The sequence below is a fragment of the Streptomyces sp. NPDC087422 genome, from assembly GCF_044744145.1.
In the GTDB taxonomy this organism is placed as follows: Bacteria; Actinomycetota; Actinomycetes; order Streptomycetales; family Streptomycetaceae; genus Actinacidiphila.
Window position 1 is genome coordinate 794,826 of sequence record NZ_JBIUXT010000003.1, and the last position, 19,588, is coordinate 814,413.

The following is a 19,588-nucleotide window of genomic DNA, read 5'->3' on the forward strand; positions in this document are numbered from 1 at the left end:
GCTCAATCCCCTTGGCCGTTCGCGGTTCCGCCGTTGCCCGGCGCGTACTCGTAGCCGAAATTCCTGTTGTTGTCGCCGGAGACGTGCATGCTCTTGTCCTCGTAGTTGAGGATGTTGTTCTGCGCCCTGTCGTGGTCGGTGAGATCCACATTGTGGTCGTTCAGGAACGTCCGGATGATTTCCAGCAGACGGCGCTCGACGATCTGCGTGTACTTCACGGCGTCGGACTTCTGGAAGAAGGCGTGGTAGTAGTCATTCGTCGCCAACTCGCGCACGCTGGTCAGCGCGCCGCAGTTGACCGACTTGGTCACGTAACGCCCCAGGCGGAATTCGCTGCTGTCGACCGAGGTCACGCTCGTGCCGATCCGGATGGAACTGGGGCCGCGGCGGCCGGGCCGGACCAGGGAGCGCAGCGGCGACGGCAGGAAGCGCTCGGGCAGCAGCCGCAGCGGCGAGAGCAGCAGGCTGAACCCCCAGCGCGGCGTCGCCTTGACCATGTCCCAGGCCACCCGCACCGCCAGCCGCCCGTCGAAGGCGTCCGGCAGCCGGTCGACCAGGTGGAAGTCCTCCACGAGCGGCCCGAGGACGTACGGGTAGAACTCGGTGTGGAGCGTGTTCCCCTTGAGGTCGAAGCCGACGAAGATCGAGGTCACCAACTCCTCGTTCCACGAGCCGATCCGCACGCACAGGTACTCGCGCGCCGAGTCGTAGTCCTCGCGCCAGTGCAGGTCCGGCAGATCGCCGATGCCCGGCAGCCGGGACCAACCCTCGCCGCTGGTGCGGTCGTTGGTCCGGATCGCCGTGGTGAAGCGGCGCCGCTCGACGGCCAGGCCCTCGATGCGCTCGCCCGGCTTCGCGCCGTCGCGCAGTTCGGCGGCCATCCGCTCGCCGACGTATGCGGTGATCTTGTCCACGGTGAACGGCAGGAGCGGCTTGCGCTCGTCGGTGTCGAGCCCCGGCGCCGTCCCCTCGACGTCCCGCTTCCCCTCGTGGTCCCTCGACTTCAGGCGCAGCTTCCGCGCTCCGATGAGGAGTTGGGCGTTCGCCCAGTCGCGCAGCGGTTCGCCCGCGCCGACGAACGGCCGGAAGCCGCCGTAGAAGACCAGGCTGTCGCTGGCGGACTGCTCCCGGTCGATCTTGCGGATCAGGGTCTCGGTCAGGCGCGCGTTCGCCGGGTACGCCCCGTCGAAACCGCCGTCGGTGCCGGTCTCCTTCAGCCGGGTCATCAGGATGTTCAGGGTCACGATCCGGCGCAGGTACGCCAGCGCCCACAGCGCCCAGAACACCAGCAGGACGGCGATGACGGGACTGACCGCGCCGCTCGCGGTCAGGATCAGCGCGGCGACGACCGATCCGGCGCCCAACCACCGTTGCAGACGCCGCAGTCGGCGGGCGGCGAGGGCGTGCGCGAGGACGGACACGTTGTCGTAGCCGTAGGACGGCGCGACCACGCGGAAGCGGTTGCGCAGCAACTCCCTGATGACGGTGCCGCGGTAGACGGGGTCGAGGTACGTGCCCGCCGACAGCAGACGGGTCGCCTTCGTACGGGCGTACGCGCGGGACACCGGCGGCGCCTGCGGGGGCTCGGCGGTGTGCGGGAGCACGGTCTGGGTGACGGTCATGGCGGCTCAGCGCTCCGCTCTCAACAGGTCGTCGGCGGCGTGGCGGTGCGCGGGCGCGCCGTGGGCGGAGCTGACGCCGGTGCGCGCACCGGAGGTGAGGCCGCTCGTCGGGTGCAGCGCCGAGCCGGCGACGAGGGCGATCAGCGCGATCAGCAGCAGGGGCGCGGCGGCGACGACCAGCCCCCACCCGCGCGCGGGCCCGGCGCTCGGTATCAGGCCCACGTGCCGGTACGGCGTCGGACCGGGCGCGGACACGTACGTGGGGAACTGCGCCGGTACGGAGGCCCGTACGGGTACGGGTACCGACGGCGGTGTGGACGGCGGTGTGGACGGCGGCGCCGATGGCGGCACCGGCAGGTCGGCGGATCTGGGATACGGGTACGGATTCGGGTCGGGGGACGGGAGGCCGGGGTCGCTCATGGACCACTCCAACGGTCGGTGCGGTGTGCGCCCGATCCCGCTCGGCACGCTGGCGTACGCGCCTGCGCGGATGGGCTGTTGACACCTCAGATGCGACCAGTGCCGCCGCTTCCCCGGCCAGAACCGGACCGCTTCCGATCCGCTTCCGCCGCCCGTTCCGGCTGGACGCCGCCCGCTCCGGCTGGACGCCAGCCGTTCCGCCCGGACGCGGCCCGTTCCGGCTGGACGTCAGCCGTTCCCCCCGGACGCGGCCCGCTCCGGGGCGCGTGGCAGCGTGTCCGGATGTGGCCGGAGCCGTCGGCGTCAACCTGGAGGACTCCCTCGCGGCGGGCGGCGTACGCCGAAGCCCATAGCCGACAGCATCTTCGTCCCCGGCCTCGTCGACCTGCCCGCCGTGGCGGCCCTCGTCCGCGACAGCCCGCTGCCCGTCGACGTCATGGCCGGTCCCGGCTCGCCGTCAGGGGCCGACTTCTCCGCCGTCGGCGTCCGTCGGATCAGCGTCGGCACCGCCCTGGCCCAGGCCGCCCGCGGTGCAGCTCAGCGGGCTGCCGCGGAACTCCTCGGCGAGGAAAGGCACTTCGGGATGGCGCACGGCGCGGACTTCGGCGCGCTCAACGCCGTCGTCAACAGGGCTGCCGGGAGCGGGCGTTCGTACGCGGCCCGGTCCGCCCGTCCGGGTCGCGGGGCGGGCCGCCGCCCGGAGGAGGTCCGCAAGGAGCCGGGCCGAGGGGAGGGGGGACGGGGGAAGCGCGGTGTGGACGGTGCGGCGGGGGAACGGGGGCGCCAGGGGGCGGAGGGCGAGGTCGGGCGGGACTGCCCACAGCGCGAGGGAGGGCACGAGGGCGACGCCGAGCCCGGCGGCGACGTAGCCGAATTTCCCGCTCCACTCGGCGACGCGGATCAGCTTGCGCGGCGCGAAGCCCGCCTGCGCGCAGGCGTCGAGCAGGAGGGCCGGGTGCCCTCCTGCGGGCGCGTCCTGAATCCAGGACTCGTCGCGCAGGTCGCCGAGGTGGACCGCATTCGCGCTTGCGGCCAGCCGGTGGTCGCGCGGCAGACCCACGTACAGCTCGTCCGCCAGCAGCGCGTCCGTCGTGACGCCCTCGGCCGACGGCAGGCCCGACGGGTAGTCGCTGACCACGGCGATGTCGAGCGCGCCGTCCGCGAGGCGCTGGACCAGCGCGTCGCTGCGGCCCTCGACCGCGACGACCTCGACGTCGGGACGCGCGCGGGTGAAGGCACGCAGCGCGGCCGGTACGAGGGCGATGTTCGCGGTGGCGAAGGCGCCGACGCGCAGGGTGCCGCCCCGGCCCGCGTGGATGGCGGCCAACTCGGCTTCCGCGCGGGCCAGTCGGTCCAGCACCTCGGTGGCGTGCCGGTGCAGGGCCGCTCCTGCGGGCGTCAGCCGTACGCCTCGCGGCAGGCGGACGAACAGCGGTCCGCCCGCCTGCCGTTCGAGCGCGGCGACGCGGCGGGAGACGGCGGACTGCGTGTAGGCGAGCCGCTGCGCGGCGGCGGTGAAGGAGCCGGTGTCCGCGACGGCGAGCAGCAGCCGCAGCGCGTCCGTACCGAAGGTGTCGCGCACGCCATTCCCTCTCTGCATGGGTCACATGAAATGTAGTCGCTGGTGGAATGGGGCGGGGGTTCCTACCGTCGAAGGGACCGAACGGGGCCTGGTCCGACCGGACCTGAGCCCGTTCCCTCTGACGCGGGAGTCGCCATGGCGCAGCCGAATTCCGAACCCCCTTTCTCCTTGAGGGAGATGCTGTCCGACCTTGAGGAGCTGGTCGTCTGCGAGTCCTTCTCCGCCGACCACGTCGCACTCGCGCGCAGCGCCGACGTGGTCGGCGCGTTGGGCGCCCGCCTGCTCGGCACCGCGCCGGAGACGATCGTGAGCGACGGCGTACCGCACCTGCGGTGGGCCTTCGGCACTCCGCGCGTCCTGCTCGTCGGGCACCACGACACCGTCTGGCCGGCCGGCACGCTCGCCACCCACCCCTGGTCGGTGACGGACGGGATCGCGCGCGGCCCCGGCGTCCTGGACATGAAGGCCGGGCTGGTGCAGATGTTCCACGCGCTCGCCTCGCTGCCGTCCCTCGACGGCGTCTGCGTGCTGGTCAACGGTGACGAGGAGGTCGGCTCCCCGACCTCCCGCGCGCTGATCGAGGAGACCGCGCGGGGGTGCGCGGCGGCCTTCGTCCTCGAGGCGTCGGCGGACGGGACCGGCGCGCTCAAGACGGCGCGCAAAGGGACGTCACGCTACGAGGTGGTGGTGCACGGCCGCGCCGCGCACGCGGGACTGGAGCCGGAGAAGGGGGTCAACGCGGCGGTCGAGGCCGCTCACCAGGTGCTGGCGCTGGCCGAATTGGCGGCGCGGGATGAGGAGTTGGGCACGTCGACCGTCACCCCCACCCTGCTGTCGGCGGGCAGCACCCGCAACACCGTTCCGGCCCAGGCCGTCGTCTCCGTCGACGTCCGCGCGCCGACGCGTGCCGCGCAGGACCGTATCGACGTCCTCATGCACGGCCTCACCGCCCGTACCCCCGGCGCCCGGCTCTCCCTTCGCGGCGGCCCCCGCCGCCCCCCGATGGAACCCGCCTCCTCCGCCGACCTCTTCGCGCTCGCCGCCGCCCTCACCGCCGCCTCGGGCCGCCCCCCATTGCGCGGCCTCCCCGTCGGCGGCGCCTCAGACGGCAACTACACGGCCGCCGTCGGCTGCCCCACGCTCGACGGTCTGGGCGCCGTCGGCACCGGCGCCCACGCCTCCACCGAACACGTCCTCACCTGCGAAATCATCCCCCGCACCCGCCTCCTCGCCGCCCTCGTCACCCGCACCCTCCACCCCTGACCCCGGCGCCGCGGTCCCGCGCGGCCTCCACGGACGGCACACCGCCCCCCGCCCGGCTGCCGCAGCCGTACGCTCTACGTGGCCACGAGCGGGGATGGCCCCGAGTTGCGTGACGGCTGGTTCGGTACCGTCCACGGCTCCCCGCATGCGCGGGGACGGACGCCGGGCCGGGCCGCCGAGCGGCTGCTCTCGGTTCGCGCGGGGAGGCTGCTACCAACTGCCTGCGTTGCGTTGGGCGATCGCCAGATTGCGGGCGATGTCCTCGCGGAGCGGATGGCTCGGGGGGAGGCGTTGGGCGGAGGCGTGGGCTCGGCGGAGGAGGGTGAGGCCGTCGGAGCGGGCACCGGCGGTGAAGAGCGTGGCGCCGAGGGTTTTGGCGGTGGTCAGGGTGTCCTCGTGGGCGTCGCCGAGGCGGCGGACACGGCGCTGGAGGGTGTCGTCGAGGACGGAGACGGCGTCGTAGGTGCGGCCCTGGACAGCCAGGGCCGCACCGTAGTTGTGGGCGTAACCGAGCGTGGCGGGGTCGTCGGACCCGAGGACGCGGGCGGCGCGGGCCATGGCCTCGCCGTGCAGGGCGGCGGAGGCGCCGAGCTTGCCCTGCTGGTAGAGGACCGAGCCCAGCAGATTGCGGAGGCCGATCGACTCGCGGTGGTCGCCGCCGAAGGCGTCGTCGCAGTCGGACATGAGGCTGCGGAGCAGCGCTTCGGCCTCTTCGAGGGCGCCCTCGTCGAACAGGGCGCGGGCCGTACGGACCTGCCGGTGCAGCCGCCTGCGGGTCGAGCCGTTCCCCACGGCTGCCCCCTCCCTCGCCGCGCGGGCGTGACCAACAAGCCTAACCGCCGGGCGGTTCGGTGGCACGATGGAAGCACCTGGCCACGCCGCGGAAGGAAGCCGATGATCGAATCCCTGGCGACGCTTGCCGCAGCCGCGTCCACGACGCTGGTCGCCGCGATGGCCACGGACGCCTGGCAGACGGCGCGTACGGGAATCCTGCGGGTGCTGCGTCGCGGCGCCGAGCACGAACCGGGCGCGCTGGCGGCGCAGTTGGACAGCGAGGCCGCGCTGGTGGTGGCGGCGGACGACGCGGGGGCGGCCAGGGAGAGCTTGCAGCCGGGCTGGCGGCTGCGCCTGGAGCAGTTCCTGCGGGACAACCCCGAGGCGGCCGAGGCCATCCGGGAGTTGACGGTACGGCTGGAGGCCGAGCTGCCGGGTTCCGAGCAGCAGTGGGTGCGGTACCACCAGAACGTCGAGGCACACGACAACGCCCGCGCCTTCGGCGTCCAGAACGGCAACGTGATCATCCACGAGGCCCCGGCGGCGGGCCCCGTCACCCCGAGCGCCGGAGGCGTGGCCCCGAGCACCGTGACCCCGAGCCCCGTAACGCCGAGCACCGGCCCCGTGACTCCGAGCGCCGGAGGCGTGGCCCCGAGACCCGTCACCCCGAACACCGACCCCGTCACCCCGACGCCCCACGCCGACGCGCCCGACGCCCCATCGCCCGACGGCCAGGCACCCGGCGCCCGCCGCGACGGCGGAGCCATGACGTGACCAGCCAGAATGTCACCGCGGTCGGCGGCTTCGCCTACGGCGCCATCGGCGCGGACATCCACGTCTTCGGCGACGGCACCCCCCTCTACCTCCTCAGGCAGTGGTCCCCGGCCCCGGAGCCCGCGGCGGAGTGGCTGGCCCAGCAGCCCAGCCGGATGCTCAACGCCCGTTACGCCGTGGCCCCCTTCACCGGCCGCGACACCGATTTGGCCTCCCTGCACGCCTGGTGCGCGGACGGCCCCCGGCGCGCGGCCCGCTGGCTGCACGCGCCCGGCGGCCAGGGCAAGACCCGCCTCGCCCAGCAGCTCGCGGGGCAACTCGCCGAGCAGGGCTGGAAAGTGGTCACCGCGGTCGAGGGACCGGGCACCGTACTTCCGCCGCAGGGCAGCCAGGATCTGCGGCTGGACGACGCGGCGGGACTGCTGCTCCTGGTCGACTACGCCGACCGCTGGGCGCTGACCAGCCTGACGTGGCTGTTCAGCAACGCGCTGCTGCACCGGCCGGACGTGCCGACCCGCGTCCTGCTCCTGGCGCGGAGCACCGACCCCTGGCCCGCGCTGCGCGCCGCCCTGAGCAATGAGCAAGTCGACGTCTCCACACAGGCGTTGGGCCCGTTGGACATGGAGGAGGGCTTCCGGCGCCGGGCCGGTGACCCGCGCCGCGACGACCGCGGCCCGATGTTCCGCGCGGCGCGCGACGGCTTCGCCGCCCGATACGGCATCCCCCCGCCGGACCGCCAACCCGACTTACGGCCGGCCGACTTCGGCCTCACCCTCGCCGTCCACATGGCCGCGCTCGTGGCGGTGGACGCCGAGGCCACCGGCCGCCGCGCCCCGGAGGACCTGGCCGGACTGACCGTCTACCTCCTCGACCGCGAGCAGTTGGGCTGGGCGCTGCTGCACGGGACGCCGGGCCGCGTCACCGTCCCGCCCGCGGTGATGAACCAGGTGGTCTTCGCCGCCTCGCTGGGCGGCGCGCAGCCCACCGCCCGCGGCACGCTCCTGGTGGACGAGTTACGCCTCGGCCACCCGCCGCCGACCGTCCTCGCCGATCACGCGGTGTGCTACCCGCCGCCCGAGGAAGCGGCCGACACCGTACTCGAACCGCTCTATCCCGACCGCCTGGCCGAGGACTTCGTCGCCCTCACGCTGCCGGGCCACCCGGCCGACTACCCCGCGCAGCCCTGGGCCCCGGAAACGGCGGCGACCGTACTGCGCCGCTGCGGCGGTCCCGCCCGGCCGGTCACGGCGCTCGCCACGGCCGCGGGCCGCTGGCCGCACGTCGGACGCACGTGCCTCTACCCGCTGTTGGCCGCCGAGCCCGCGCTCGGCGTCGCGGCCGGGGGCGCCGCGCTCACCGCCCTGGCAGGTCTGCCGGACATCGGGCCCGACCTCCTCGAAGACGTCGCCGCCGAGCTGCCGGAACCGGTGCCCGCGGACCTGACGGTGGGTCGGGCGGCGCTGCTGGTACGGCTGTTCGAGCACCGGCTGGCGGCGGCGGACGACGTGGACGCGCGAGCCAGGCTGCACGTCAACCACGGCAACAACCTGGACGACCTGGGCCGTACGGAGGAGGCGCTGCGGGCCACGCGGCGCGGCGCGGACCTCTTCGCCGAGCTGGCCGCGACCGACCCCCGGCGGTACGAGGAGCACGTCGGCCGCGCCCTGACCAATGTCGCCAACCACCTCGTCTCGCTGGGCCGGTTGGAGGAGTCGCTGAGCACCCAGCAGCGGGTCGTGGACCTCTTCGAGCGGCTGGTCGCCGAGGACCGGCCCGACGACGCGTCGTCCGGTCCGGTGACGGACTATGTGTCCGCGTACACCCCCCACCTGGCCACCGCGCTGGCCAATCTCAGTACGCGGCTGGAGGCGGCCGGTCGCTGGGAGGACGCGTACCGCGCCAACGAGCGGGCCACGCGCACGTATCGGACCGTCGCCGCGCGCGATCCGTCGTACCGCAGAGGGCTGGCCATCGCCCTGGTCAACGGCGCGACGCTGACCTTCCGTCCCCCGGCGGGCGCCGACGCGCTGCGCGAAGGGGTCGCCCTGAGCCGGGAGTTGGTGGCCGGGGGCGAGCAGGTCGAGGACACGCCGCTCGGCAGGTCGCTGTCCCTGCTGGGACGGCAACTGACCGCCGAGGGACGGCACGACGAGGCCGTCGAGGTGGCGGAGGAGGTGGCCGCGATCAACCGCCGCCTCGCCCGAGCCAACTCCCGGCACTACGAGGAGGCTTGTGTCACCTCGCTGAGGCTGCTGCACTCCGCCCTCCTCGACGCGCGCCGCCCCCGCGAGGCCATGGAGGTGGGCGAGGAGGCGATCGCGATCCTGCGGCGGCTCGTCGAAAAGGCGCCCGCCACGTACGAGATGGAGCTGGTGGGCGCGTTGCACGCGCAGAACGACGCGCGGCGGTCGGCGGGCCTGGCGCAGGACCCGGAGGCCGACGCCCGCTCCCGGCGCGTCGAGCTGAGGGATACGTACACGGTCCCGGCCGCCACCGTCACCGTCCACGGCTGGCAGCCGGAGTTCCTGCCCCGGCCGTCCCCGCCAGCCGCCGCATTCGGCGCGGAGGCGGCGCGGCTCGCGGACGCGCGGGACTGGCCCGCGTACTGGGAACGGATCTGCGCCGCGCCCCTGGCCGAGGCGGTACGGCTCGCGCGCCGCGTTCCCCGGCGCGGCTGGCTGCCCGCGTCCCGCTCGGACCAGGAACTGCTGGCCTGGCTGCGCGAGACCTCGCCCCGCAAGGCCGAGGCGCTGATCGCCGAGGCCGCGAAGGCCGCCACCCGCCCGCTGTCCGCCGATCTGACCTTCTTCTCGCCCTCGTTCTCCGCCTTCTCCCACGGCGGCGACGTGCTGGCCCTGGTCCCGATCGACTACGTGCCGGAGCGGGGGGACGCGGAGGCGACCGAGCGGATCGAGACCCTCGACCTCGGCTCGGGCCCGAAGCACCTCGGCTCGGGCCCGAAGCACCTCGGCTCGGGACGGAAGCACCTCGGCTCAGGACGGAAGCACCTCGCCTCAGGGCCGGAGTCCGGCCCGGAGGCGGGACTCGACCGCGCCCGGCGGACCGTCCTGTACGAAGGCCCCGCCTGCCACAGCACCCTGGCCTGCCTGAGCGCCACCGAGGTGATCGCGGTCCGGCGGCGGGCCGGACGCGACGCGGGCACGGAGCTCGTCCGCCACGGCCCGGACGGCACGACGGTCCTCGCGCAGGGCGCCCAACTCCTGGGAACGCGGCTGGCTTCCACCGCCCGCGGCTGCGTGGCCACCCTCGCGCTCTATCCCGCGGCGCTCACGCTCGGCCCCAACGGTCGGCTCGAACAGGTCAACCTGGAGGCGTGGGGCCTCGGTTACGACAACCGGATGGCGGTGACGCCCCGCGGCGACCGCCTCGTCCTGTCCGACGGCGGCCGGATCATCGCCACCGACGCCACGCTCAGCAGGGTGTTGGCCGTGGGCGCCGTACCCCGGTACCACGCGCCGGTGTCGGAGCTGGTCTTCGCCGACGACGACCTGCTCATGACGGCGGCCCACCAAGGCGGGCTGATGCTCTGGCAGTTGGACGGCACCGAGCTGACGCCGGTCGCCCACCGCGACACCGTACGGCTGTCCGGACTCTTCGCCGTGCCGCAGTGGGGCGTGGCCGGCGGCCAGGCGGGCTCCGAGGACCGCGTGCACTTCTTCGACCCGGCCGACGGTCTCGCACCGGTCGCCGCCCCGGCCGCCTTCGTCGGCGACCCCGGCCACCTCAAGGCCGTGATCACCTCACCCGGCGGGCGCCACGTCGTCTACTACGGCCAGCTCGACGTCACGGCCCCGGCACGCCGCCGCTCCTTCGACTGGATCAGCAGGGTCCACGACCTCCAGCACCCCGGCGCGCTCCTCCAGCGCCCCCTCGCCGCCCTCGACACCCCGCAGCTCGACGTCCTCGCCCGCGCGACCGCCGCCGACCCCCGCCACCGCGACCTCCTCCGCCTCGCCCACACCCTCGGCGCCCGGCCCCGCCCCGGCATGATCTAGCGCCGAATGGGCTCTGACCAGCGCAAACACCGAACGGACGGAGACGCGTCATCGCGGACAGAAGCTGACCGCAACGGCTCCTAGGGTGGTGATCAACGGGGGACCGAGCAGCACTGCGAAGGGCGTGGATCATGAGCGAGACCATGACGGTGAACGCGGCGGAGAGCACGGCGGCGAAGGCTACGGAGGAGGCCGCCGGGGCCGTCACCGATGAGCGGGCGGACCTGCTGGCGATGCTCGCCCAGCACCGGTACTTCCTGCGCGTCACCACGCGGGGCCTCACGGACGAGCAGGCGCGGCAGCGGACGACCGTCAGCGAGCTGTGTCTGGGCGGCCTGATCAAGCACCTGACCGGAGGCGAACGGGCCTGGACGGACTTCATCGTGGCGGGCCCGTCGGCGATCGGGGACGCGACGGCGATGACCGAGGCCGACTGGCAGCGGCGGACCGACGAATTCCGTCTGCTGCCCGGCGAGACACTGGCCGGGGTGCTGGAGGAGTACGAGGAGCAGGCCCGCATGACCGACGAACTGGTCGCGGCACTGCCCGACTTGGACGCCTCCCAACCGCTCCCGAAGGCACCCTGGTTCGAGCCGGGCGCTCTCTGGTCGGCGCGGCGGGTGCTGCTGCATCTCATCGCCGAGACCGCGCAGCACGCCGGTCACGCGGACATCATCCGCGAGTCGTTGGACGGCGCCAAGACCATGGGCTGAGCGGCGTACGCGGTACGGGACACGGGGGTACGGGGACAACGGGAGTACGCGGACAACGGGAGTACGGGGCCGCGCGCGGTACGGGGGTTCGGGCCGTGGGGGTCTGCCTCGGGGCCGCCCCGGCTTCGCGCTCGGCGCAACCGCACCGCCCCCACATCTGTTGTCCGCCGTGCGGACCTGGGACAGCATGCCGTAGATGGGATCCCTCCTCCGCACCGAAGCCGCAGCCCGCGCCGCCCTGCTCGACGTACGGTCGTACGCCGTGGCCCTGGACGTCACGCGCGGCGACCGTCTCTTCCGCAGTACGACCACGATCCGGTTCGGCTGCGCGGAGCCGGGCGCGTCGACCTTCGTGGAGATCCAGCCGGAGACGCTGCTGCGCGCCGAGTTGAACGGCAGGCCGCTCGACCTCGCGCGACACGTCGACAACCGGCTGGAGTTGGCGGACCTGGCGGCGGACAACGAGCTGCTGGTCGAGGCCGACATGGCGTACTCGCGTACGGCGGAAGGGCTGCACCGCTTCACCGACCCGGCGGACGGTGCCGTCTACGTGTACTCGGCGTGCGCGCCCGACCTGGCCTCGAAGCTCTTCGCCTGCTTCGACCAGCCGGACCTGAAGGCGCCGTTCACCTTCACCGTCACCGCGCCCGAGGGCTGGACGGTGGTCGGCAACGGCGCGTCGTCCCAACTCGACGACGGCCGCTGGGAGATCGCGCCGGTCGGCCCGATCTCCTGCTACCTGGTCGCCGTGGCCGCCGGGCCGCTGTACGCGGTCCGCGCCGAACACGACGGCATCCCGCTCGGCTTGTACGCGCGCCGCTCGCTCGCCGCCGAACTCGACCGCGAGGCACCGGACTTGTTCGCGGTGACCCGAGCGAGCTTCGACCGGCTGCACGGGCTCTTCGAGGAGCGCTACCCCTTCGGCGGCTACGACCAGGTGTTCATGCCCGAGCTCAACTGGGCCGCGATGGAGAATCCGGCCTGTGTCCTCTTCCAGGACGAGATGCTGTTCCGGTCCGCGCCGACCGACACGCAGCGCGCGCTGCGGGCCGTCGTGGTGTGCCACGAGATGTCCCACATGTGGTTCGGCAACCTCGTCACCCTGGCCTGGTGGGAGGACGTATGGCTCAACGAGTCCTTCGCCGAGGTGCTCGGCTACCGCATCGCCGCGGAGTCCACCCGCTACGACAGCGCCTGGACGCTCTTCTCCCGCCGCAAGAGCTGGGGTTACGACGCCGACGAGCGCCCCACCACCCACCCGGTCGCCGCCACCGGAGCGGAGTCCGCGGCCGAGGCGCTGTCCGCCTTCGACGGCATCTCGTACGCCAAGGGCGCCTCCGCACTGCACCAACTCGTGCACTGGATGGGCGATGAGGCGTTCTTCGCCGGGCTCAACAGGTACTTCGCCGCGCACCGTTGGGGCAACGCGGATCTCCGGGACTTCCTCGCCGCGCTCGCCCTCCCCGCCGGCCCGGCGGGCGCACAGGGACCGGACGTGTCCGGCTGGGCCGACGACTGGCTGCGGACGACCGGCGTGGACACGCTGCGCATCGAGGTCGAGGTCGAGGTCGAGGTCGAGGTCGAGGCCGAGGCCGATGTCAAGGCCGAGGCCGACGTCGAGCCTGAGGCTGAGGCCGACGTGGATACGGTGCCCGGCGCGGTGCCCGGCGTTCTGACCTCCGCCGTCCTCGTCAACGACGGCACCCGCCCGCACCGCGTACGCGTCGGCGTGTACGACCGGGACGGCGCGGCGGTCGTCCCGCGCCGACAGTTGGACGTCGAGGTCGCGCCGGGCGGCCGTACGCCGCTGTCCGAACTGGCAGGCGCCCCGCGCCCCGCCCTGCTGCTGCCCAACGACGGCGACTTCACCTGGGCGCGGCTGCGCCTGGACGCGCACTCCGCGGCCACCGTCGCCGCCTCGCTGTCGGCCGTCACGGACGAACTGGCCCGCGCGGTCCTGTGGGAACACCTCCGCGACCTGACGCGCGGCGCCGAGACATCGGCCGCCGCGTATCTGGACCTGGTCGCCGCGCACCTGCCGGGCGAGACCTCGGACTGCGTCGTCGAGGCGGTGCTGGCCTTCGCCGCCGACCACGTCATCGGCCGCTATCTCGCCCCCGCCGACCGGCCCGCCGCGCTCGCCCGGCTCGGCGACACCGCCCGTGCCGTCCTGGCCCGCCCGGCCGCGGCCACGGGCAGGGGTCTGCGGCTGGCCGCCCTGCGCACCGCCGTCGCCACCGCGTCCGGTGACGCGCAACTCGTGCAGCTTGAGGGCTGGTTGGCGGGTGACGACGTGCCGGACGGCATCGCCTTCGACGCCGATCTGCGCTGGTCGGCGCTGGCCCGGCTGGCGGCGGCCGGGGCGGCCGACGAGGAGCGGATCGCGGCCGAGCTGGCGGCCGACCCGGGCAACGTCAGCGAGGTGGGCGCGGCCCGGGCCCGCGCCGCGCTCCCGGACGACGCCGCCAAGGAGCGCGCCTGGCACCTGCTCTTCGCCCCGGGCGAGCTGACCATTCATCAGCTCGTCGCGACCGCCGAGGGCTTCTGGCGCTCGGGCGCGCCGGAGGTCCAACGGGCCTACGTACAGGCGTACTTCGAGCGGCTTCCGGCGGCCGGTGAGCGCGGCGGCGCGGTGGTCCAGGCGCTGAGCCGGGCGCTGTTCCCGGTCGGTGCGGCCGACGCCGACACCGTACGCGCGGCCGAGGAATGCCTCGCCCGTACCGATCTGGTCCCGTCCATGCGCCGCCAGCTCGCAGACGGCCTGGACGACCTCCGCCGCGCCCTCGCGCACCGGGTCTGAGCGCGGTTATGCCGAGCGCGGCCCGCCCCTGACCTGAGGGCGGCGTTCCGCTTCCCCCTTTAACGGCGCCTTTTTCTCATTTTTTCTAACGATGCAAAGAGCCGCGAGGTGCGCGGGGACGGCCTCCGGCGGCGAAGGTGCCGGGCCGGAGGACCCCGGTGCGGCCCTCGTATGCCCGCGCGCCTTCGCAGTCCGCACCGCCCGTGCCTCCCCTGTGCCCCATGTGGTGAGCCGTGCCTGGTGTGATCGGGCCGCTCGATTTTTCACAAACTTTGCGCGGAGGGTGGACGGCGCTGAAGCCTGCTGGTTTCATGCTCCCGGTCCAGGTTTCTAACGTTGGAAAGTCGGCAGGGCCCCCAAGGCGCTGTCGTGGAGCCGCACGTCCTCACCCGCTTCCTGGACGCCGAGTTCTCTTACGGAGAGGTGTATCCGCAGTGAGATCAGGCATATCCCGCACAACGAACAGCCGCCGAGCGGCGGGCAGCACGGGGTCGTCCCGGCTGTCCCGGACGGCCCGGCTGACCGCACTGGTGCCGCTGATACTGGGCGCGGCGCTGCTGACCCCGGCCGCGGCGGGCGCGGCCCCGGCCGCCGCACCGGCCTCGTCCACCGCCGTGGCGTCCGCCGCTCCGGCCGACACCGCTCAAGGTCTGCGCGGCGACTACTACCTGAGTACCGACGCCACCTCGCTCGACTTCGCGCAGTACAGCAGCACCGCGGTCGAGCCGTCCTTGAACGTGCCCGACCTGATCCCCACGCTGCGCGGCTACGCGGGCTCGACGGAGAACGTCGCCGTGCACTGGACGGGCCAGCTCGACGTCCCGGCCGACGGCACGTACACCTTCTACATCAAGGGTGACAACGGCTTCCGGATGTCGCTCGACGGGTCGAGCGTGATCGACCACTGGACGACCGACTGGGACGTGCAGACGACGTCCGAGCCGGTCACCTTGACCGCCGGCGCCCATCAGTTGGCGTTCGACTACAACCAGGGCAACGGCGGCGCGTACATCAAGACGGAGTGGTCGGGTCCCGGCATCGCCCGCCAGGCGATCCCGGACGCGGCGCTGCATCTGCCGGTCGGCTACACGCCGTCCGACGTGAACGCCGTGGTCGCCCCCTCGGGGAAGACCGCCACGGTGCAGTTGGCGGGCCCGGTCACCGCGGTGCCGTCCGACATCACCAAGCACCTCGCGGTGATCGCGGGCGCGGGCCGGTGGACGCCGGGCGTCTCCGTGAACCCGGCGAACAGCTCCCAACTCCTGCTCACGGCGGGGGAGTCGGACACGCCGGTCTCCCTGCACTCCGATGTGCGGATCAGCTACGACGGCCTCGGCGGCCTGACGACGTCCGCCGGTCCCGTACCGCTCTTCTCGGGTCTGGCGACCAACAACTCCACCTGGTACTTCGCCAGCAAGTACGCCAAGGACGTCGACCCGTCCCACGTGCTCCCGGACTACCCCCGGCCGCAGTTGACGCGGGACAAGTGGCAGAACCTCAACGGGACGTGGCAGTTCCAGGGCACCTCGGAGAGCGCGCCGCTGCCCACATCGAAGCTGAGCGGCAAGATCCTGGTGCCGTACCCGATGGAGGCGCCGCTGTCCGGCGTCGCCGAGCACCACGACTGGTCGCTGTACCAGCGCACCTTCTCCGTACCCGCCAACTGGCGGATCGGCTCGGGCCAGCGCCTGCACCTGAACTTCGGCGCGGTCGACTACGAGACGTGGGTGTACGTCAACGGCCGCCAGGTCGCCCACCACGTGGGCGGATACGAGGCGTTCACCGCCGACGTCACCGACGCGCTCACCCGCGGCGGGCCGCAGACCGTCCTGCTGAAGGTGAAGGACACCACCGACGACGGCACGCCCGTCGGCAAGCAGTCGCGCAGCCCCAGCGGCATCTGGTACACCCCGACCTCCGGAATCTGGCAGACGGTGTGGCTGGAGCCGGTGGCCGCCGCGAGCATCGACTCCCTCGTCCTGACGCCGGATGTGAAGGACGGCACGCTGTCCGTCACGGTGCGTCCCGCGGCCGGTACGTCGTCCTCCTCGCTGGTGGCCGCCGTCGCGTACGCGGGCCACAAGCCCGTCGGCGCGGCCGTCGGCCGCGCGGGCGCCGAACTGCGGCTGCGCATACCGCACCCGGAGCTGTGGAGCCCCGACCACCCGTACCTGTACAACCTCCAGGTCACGCTCACCAACGGCCGCTCGATCGACACCGTCGGCTCCTACTTCGGCATGCGGTCGATCTCGGTCGGCAAGGTCGGCGGCGTGAACAAGATCGAGCTCAACGGGAAGCCGACGTTCGTCCTGGCCACCCTCGACCAGGGGTTCTGGCCCGACGGCATCTACACCGCGCCGACCGACGCGGCCCTCAAGTCCGACCTCGAACTGCACAAGCAGCTCGGCTTCAACGCGGTGCGCAAGCACATCAAGGTCGAACCCGCCCGCTGGTACTACTGGGCGGACAAGCTCGGCCTGATGGTCTGGCAGGACATGCCGAGCCGCAACACCGGCCCGGACTCCACCCCGGCCAGCGACGCGGCCTTCACCAGCCAGGTCCACGAGATCGTCGACCAGCACATCAGCAGCCCGTCCATCGTCATCTGGACCATGACGAACGAGGGTTGGGGCGAGAAGACCAAGGAAGCCACCGGAGCCCTCGCCGACTCGGTCAAGCAACAGGACCCGAGCCGCCTGGTCGACCCCGCCTCCGGCGTCAACTGCTGCGCCTCCAAGGGTGATTCGGGCCGAGGTGACCTGATCGACTACCACCTCTACCACGGTCCCGCCTCCCCGGCCCCCGACGCCACCCGCGCCGCCGTCGACGGCGAGCACGGCGGCTACTCCCTCACCGTCCCCGGCCACATCCTCGGTGTCTCCGGCGGCCAGAACTACGGTGACGTCCCCACCATCGAGGAGCTCACCAAGGCGTACGTCGCCAACACCGCTCTTCTCGTCCCCGACGCCTCCACCGACCTCTCCGGCTCGGTGTACACCCAGATCAGCGACGTCGAGGGCGAGTTGAACGGCCTCATCACCTACGACCGCGAAGTCCTCAAGGTCCAACCGGGCCCGGTCCGCGACATCAACCGCAGGCTCATCGCCGCCGGCGCCGCGGCAGGCACCACCGGCTGACCCCCCTCCCTCCCCGAGCCCTCGCGGGCGGCCCGCACGCCGGGTCGCCCGCGAGGGCTCCACAGGCGGCTGGCCGCTTCCGCGACCTCAGGCGTGGCGGCCCCACTGGCCGCGGTGGACGACCTCTCGGGGGTCGCGGCGGCGGTCGCGGGTGCGGGGGCTCTGCGGGGGAAGGTCGTCGGCGCGGTAGCCGATGGTGATGCCGCCGAGCGGCGCGTACGCGTCGGGGACGCCGAACTCGCCCCGGAACGGCTGGAGATGCTCGGGCATGATGCCGAAGAAGCAGGCGCCCAGGCCCTCGTCCACGGCGCTCAGCAGCATGAGCAGCGAGGCCATCCCCGTGTCGATGTACCAGTACGGCGCGGGCCAGCGCGCCTCGGCGCGGTCCTCCCAGCCCTTGTCCGGCTCCGCGTACCGTTCGAGGTACGTCGCCTTGTGAGCGAGGGGCACCACGACCAGGGGCGCGTCCTGCATGGTCGGCGTGTTCTCGACCCGCGTGGGCACGAAGGGCCAGAACCGCGCGCGGTCGGCCGCGTCGGTCAGCGCGAGGAACGCCCACCCCTGCGAGAAACCGGCCGAAGGCGCCCGCAGCGCCGACGCCAGAATCCGCTCGGTCACCTCGGGGGCCAACGGCTTGTCGGAGTAGTGCCGGATCATGCGTCGACGGCGGACGACCTCGGAGAATTCCATACCCCCAGATGCTGCCACGCGGCCCCGGCCCCGCGGCACCCGCGGCGCCCGTCCGCCCCCGGCCGTGGTCACCGCGAGGAGCTGGCCCGCCATTCCAGCGCCTCGGGCTCCTCGGTGAACTCCACCAGGTGCTGTCCCGCGTAGCGTTGGAGGGCGTCCCGCACCTCGGCGGGGGTGACGTAGAAGAACTCCTTGCGGCCGTTGACCTGGTTGACCCTGCGCGAGGCGAAGGTCTGGTGGAGCTGGGCCTCGAGGCCGACGGCGTCCTTGCTGAAGATCAGCGCGTGGACGTCGAAGCGGAACGGGACGGAGGCGCCGCTGAGTTCCTGTACGCGTTCGAGCGGTTCAAGCCGCCGGGTCAGGCCGATCTTGACCATGCGGTCGCCGAAGGCTCCGATGTTGGAGATCACGTAGACGTAGCCCGTGCGGATGTTGGCGGCCCGGCTCTCCACGTCGCGCAGCGCGGCCTCGATCTCGGCCAGCTTGGTCTCCATCTCGCGGACCGCCGCGTGGTCGCCGCGCTCCCGCAGCCGCTGGAGCGCGGCCTCGTAATGGCCCTGCTCCTTGCGCAGCTTCTCCCGCTCGCGGTCGAACTCCCGCTGTGCCGCGGCCTCCTCCTTCTCGCGGGCGCGCAGTTCGCGCTGGGCCTCCTTCTCCTCCTCCTTCTTCTGCAGGAAGTCCGAGGCGAGCTCCAACTCCCGAACGCGGGCGTTGTGGTAGCCGTCCGAGATGCGGATGTGCATCGTCGCGCCGAGCTTCGCGATGGTCTCGCGGCTCTTGTAGAGCCGGTCGACCAGCGAGTTCAGGCGGTGCGGACGCATGGTCCGCACGGCGTAGTCCGCCTCCGCGTTGTAGGCGCGCAGCATGAGCTTGGAGAAGTCGCGGACCATCTTCTGGCCCTCGCGCTTGGAGCCGTTGACGGTCCAGTCGGTGGCGGCGAGGACCGCCCGGTTCGTCCGCGCGAGGTTCTTGATCTCCGCCTGCAAGGAGTCGAGACGGCTGCGATACGCGACGGCGTCGTGCAACTGGTGCCGGTAGGAGTAGATCCCCACCTCCTGGAGCAGCGCCGTCTCGTCGGTGGTGACGATCCTGGCCTGCGTCGCGGCGAGGTGCGCCTGCGCCTCGTACGTCTCGCGGCGGTACCTCTCCGCGTCCTTCTGGAGACGCTGGGTCTCCTTCGCCTGCCTGCGGGCGTCGTCCAGGACCTCCTTCGCCACGTCCCGGGCGTCGCGGTGAACGCCCTCGGCCTCCGCCTCGGCCCGCGCCCTCAACTCCGCGACTTCGGTGCGCACTTGGTGGATGAGCCCGGCCACCTGCTCCGCGTTCGCCCCTTGCGACCTGGCGATCCACGCACGTAACTCCGCGACCTCGGAGGACTCGTCACGTCGGCGGCGGCCGAACAGACCGCCGCGCTGCTGCGGCAGCCCCTCACCGCTCCGCGTGACGTCCGCGTCCGCCTGAGCCCACGAAGGTCTCCTGTTCTCCGGCTGGTTGACAGATCGATCCACCACAAGCCCCTCCGACCCCGCTGCGCGCCGAGGCGCTCACCCTTGACGATCTCCACACCGCCGACACGTACCGGCACCGCCGACACGTACCGGCACGCACCGCTGATACGTACGGTCACGCACCGCTGATACGTACCGTCACGCGACGGCTGCGGAGAGGGGTATCTTCCCGGCCGGCCACCCCCCGATACCGGAAAAGTCCCGGCATTGTGACCTTGTCGTAATTGGTGGGGATGAGCCCGCCCCGAAGCCCGGGCGCGCACCGCGGCCGAGGGCGGAGCCACGCGGG

The 19,588-nt window shown here is 72.9% G+C and carries 12 protein-coding genes and 1 pseudogene; 7 read left to right on the top strand and 6 right to left on the bottom strand.

The features are described from left to right. Positions 1-2 precede the first annotated feature (2 nt). Positions 3-1,622, bottom strand: a complete 1,620-nt coding sequence (locus ACIO6U_RS13150) for a hypothetical protein (RefSeq protein ID WP_401718319.1) — start codon at positions 1,620-1,622, stop codon at positions 3-5. 6 nt (positions 1,623-1,628) lie between these two features. Next, positions 1,629-2,042, bottom strand: coding sequence for a hypothetical protein (locus tag ACIO6U_RS13155; RefSeq protein WP_401718322.1), 414 nt, complete (start codon positions 2,040-2,042; stop codon positions 1,629-1,631). Positions 2,043-2,436: 394 nt separating this feature from the next. Here ACIO6U_RS13155 and ACIO6U_RS13160 point away from each other — a divergent pair. Then, positions 2,437-2,541, top strand: a pseudogene (locus ACIO6U_RS13160) (isocitrate lyase/phosphoenolpyruvate mutase family protein); the annotation flags it as partial. On the opposite strand, the gene ACIO6U_RS13165 reads toward ACIO6U_RS13160, so the two are convergent. Then, positions 2,500-3,642: a LysR family transcriptional regulator gene (locus ACIO6U_RS13165; RefSeq protein WP_401718325.1), complete on the bottom strand. Its 1,143-nt coding sequence runs from the start codon at positions 3,640-3,642 to the stop codon at positions 2,500-2,502. The pseudogene ACIO6U_RS13160 and the gene ACIO6U_RS13165 sit on opposite strands and share 42 nt — an antisense overlap. A 159-nt stretch (positions 3,643-3,801) precedes the next feature. Between ACIO6U_RS13165 and ACIO6U_RS13170 the strand changes: the two genes are divergently transcribed. Beyond that, positions 3,802-4,887, top strand: a complete 1,086-nt coding sequence (locus ACIO6U_RS13170) for a M20 family metallopeptidase (RefSeq protein WP_401718328.1) — start codon at positions 3,802-3,804, stop codon at positions 4,885-4,887. 210 nt (positions 4,888-5,097) lie between these two features. Here the strand turns inward: ACIO6U_RS13170 and ACIO6U_RS13175 are convergent, their stop codons facing one another. Further along, entirely contained in the window at positions 5,098-5,679 is a 582-nt protein-coding gene (locus tag ACIO6U_RS13175; protein ID WP_401718331.1) for a tetratricopeptide repeat protein, read from the bottom strand. A gap of 102 nt (positions 5,680-5,781) precedes the next feature. Here ACIO6U_RS13175 and ACIO6U_RS13180 point away from each other — a divergent pair, with 102 nt between their 5' ends. The 5 genes from ACIO6U_RS13180 (at position 5,782) to ACIO6U_RS13200 (ending at position 17,101) form a co-directional block, all read left to right on the top strand. After that, on the top strand, positions 5,782-6,435 hold the full coding sequence (locus ACIO6U_RS13180) for a hypothetical protein (protein ID WP_401718333.1): 654 nt from the start codon (positions 5,782-5,784) through the stop codon (positions 6,433-6,435). Beyond that, on the top strand, positions 6,432-10,451 hold the full coding sequence (locus ACIO6U_RS13185) for a hypothetical protein (RefSeq protein ID WP_401718336.1): 4,020 nt from the start codon (positions 6,432-6,434) through the stop codon (positions 10,449-10,451). Before ACIO6U_RS13180 ends, ACIO6U_RS13185 begins: the two co-directional genes overlap by 4 nt. Before the next feature lie 143 nt (positions 10,452-10,594). Then, a complete protein-coding gene (locus ACIO6U_RS13190) occupies positions 10,595-11,164 on the top strand; it encodes a DinB family protein (RefSeq protein ID WP_401718555.1) in 570 nt (189 codons plus the stop codon). Between the two features lie 196 nt (positions 11,165-11,360). Beyond that, a complete protein-coding gene (gene pepN, locus ACIO6U_RS13195; protein WP_401718339.1) occupies positions 11,361-13,964 on the top strand; it encodes an aminopeptidase N in 2,604 nt (867 codons plus the stop codon). A 434-nt stretch (positions 13,965-14,398) separates the two neighbouring features. Then, positions 14,399-17,101 carry a PA14 domain-containing protein gene (locus tag ACIO6U_RS13200; RefSeq protein WP_401718342.1) on the top strand — a complete coding sequence of 901 codons (2,703 nt, stop codon included), beginning with the start codon at positions 14,399-14,401 and terminating at the stop codon, positions 17,099-17,101. Positions 17,102-17,188: 87 nt separating this feature from the next. Here ACIO6U_RS13200 and ACIO6U_RS13205 read toward each other — a convergent pair whose 3' ends face one another. Together ACIO6U_RS13205 and ACIO6U_RS13210 are read right to left on the bottom strand one after the other, a co-directional pair. Further along, the gene (locus tag ACIO6U_RS13205; protein ID WP_401718345.1) at positions 17,189-17,791 is read right to left on the bottom strand and encodes a nitroreductase family protein; all 603 of its coding nucleotides are present in this window, start codon (positions 17,789-17,791) and stop codon (positions 17,189-17,191) included. A gap of 68 nt (positions 17,792-17,859) precedes the next feature. Further along, positions 17,860-19,299, bottom strand: a complete 1,440-nt coding sequence (locus ACIO6U_RS13210; RefSeq protein WP_401718348.1) for a DUF4041 domain-containing protein — start codon at positions 19,297-19,299, stop codon at positions 17,860-17,862. Between the last annotated feature and the right edge of the window lie 289 nt (positions 19,300-19,588).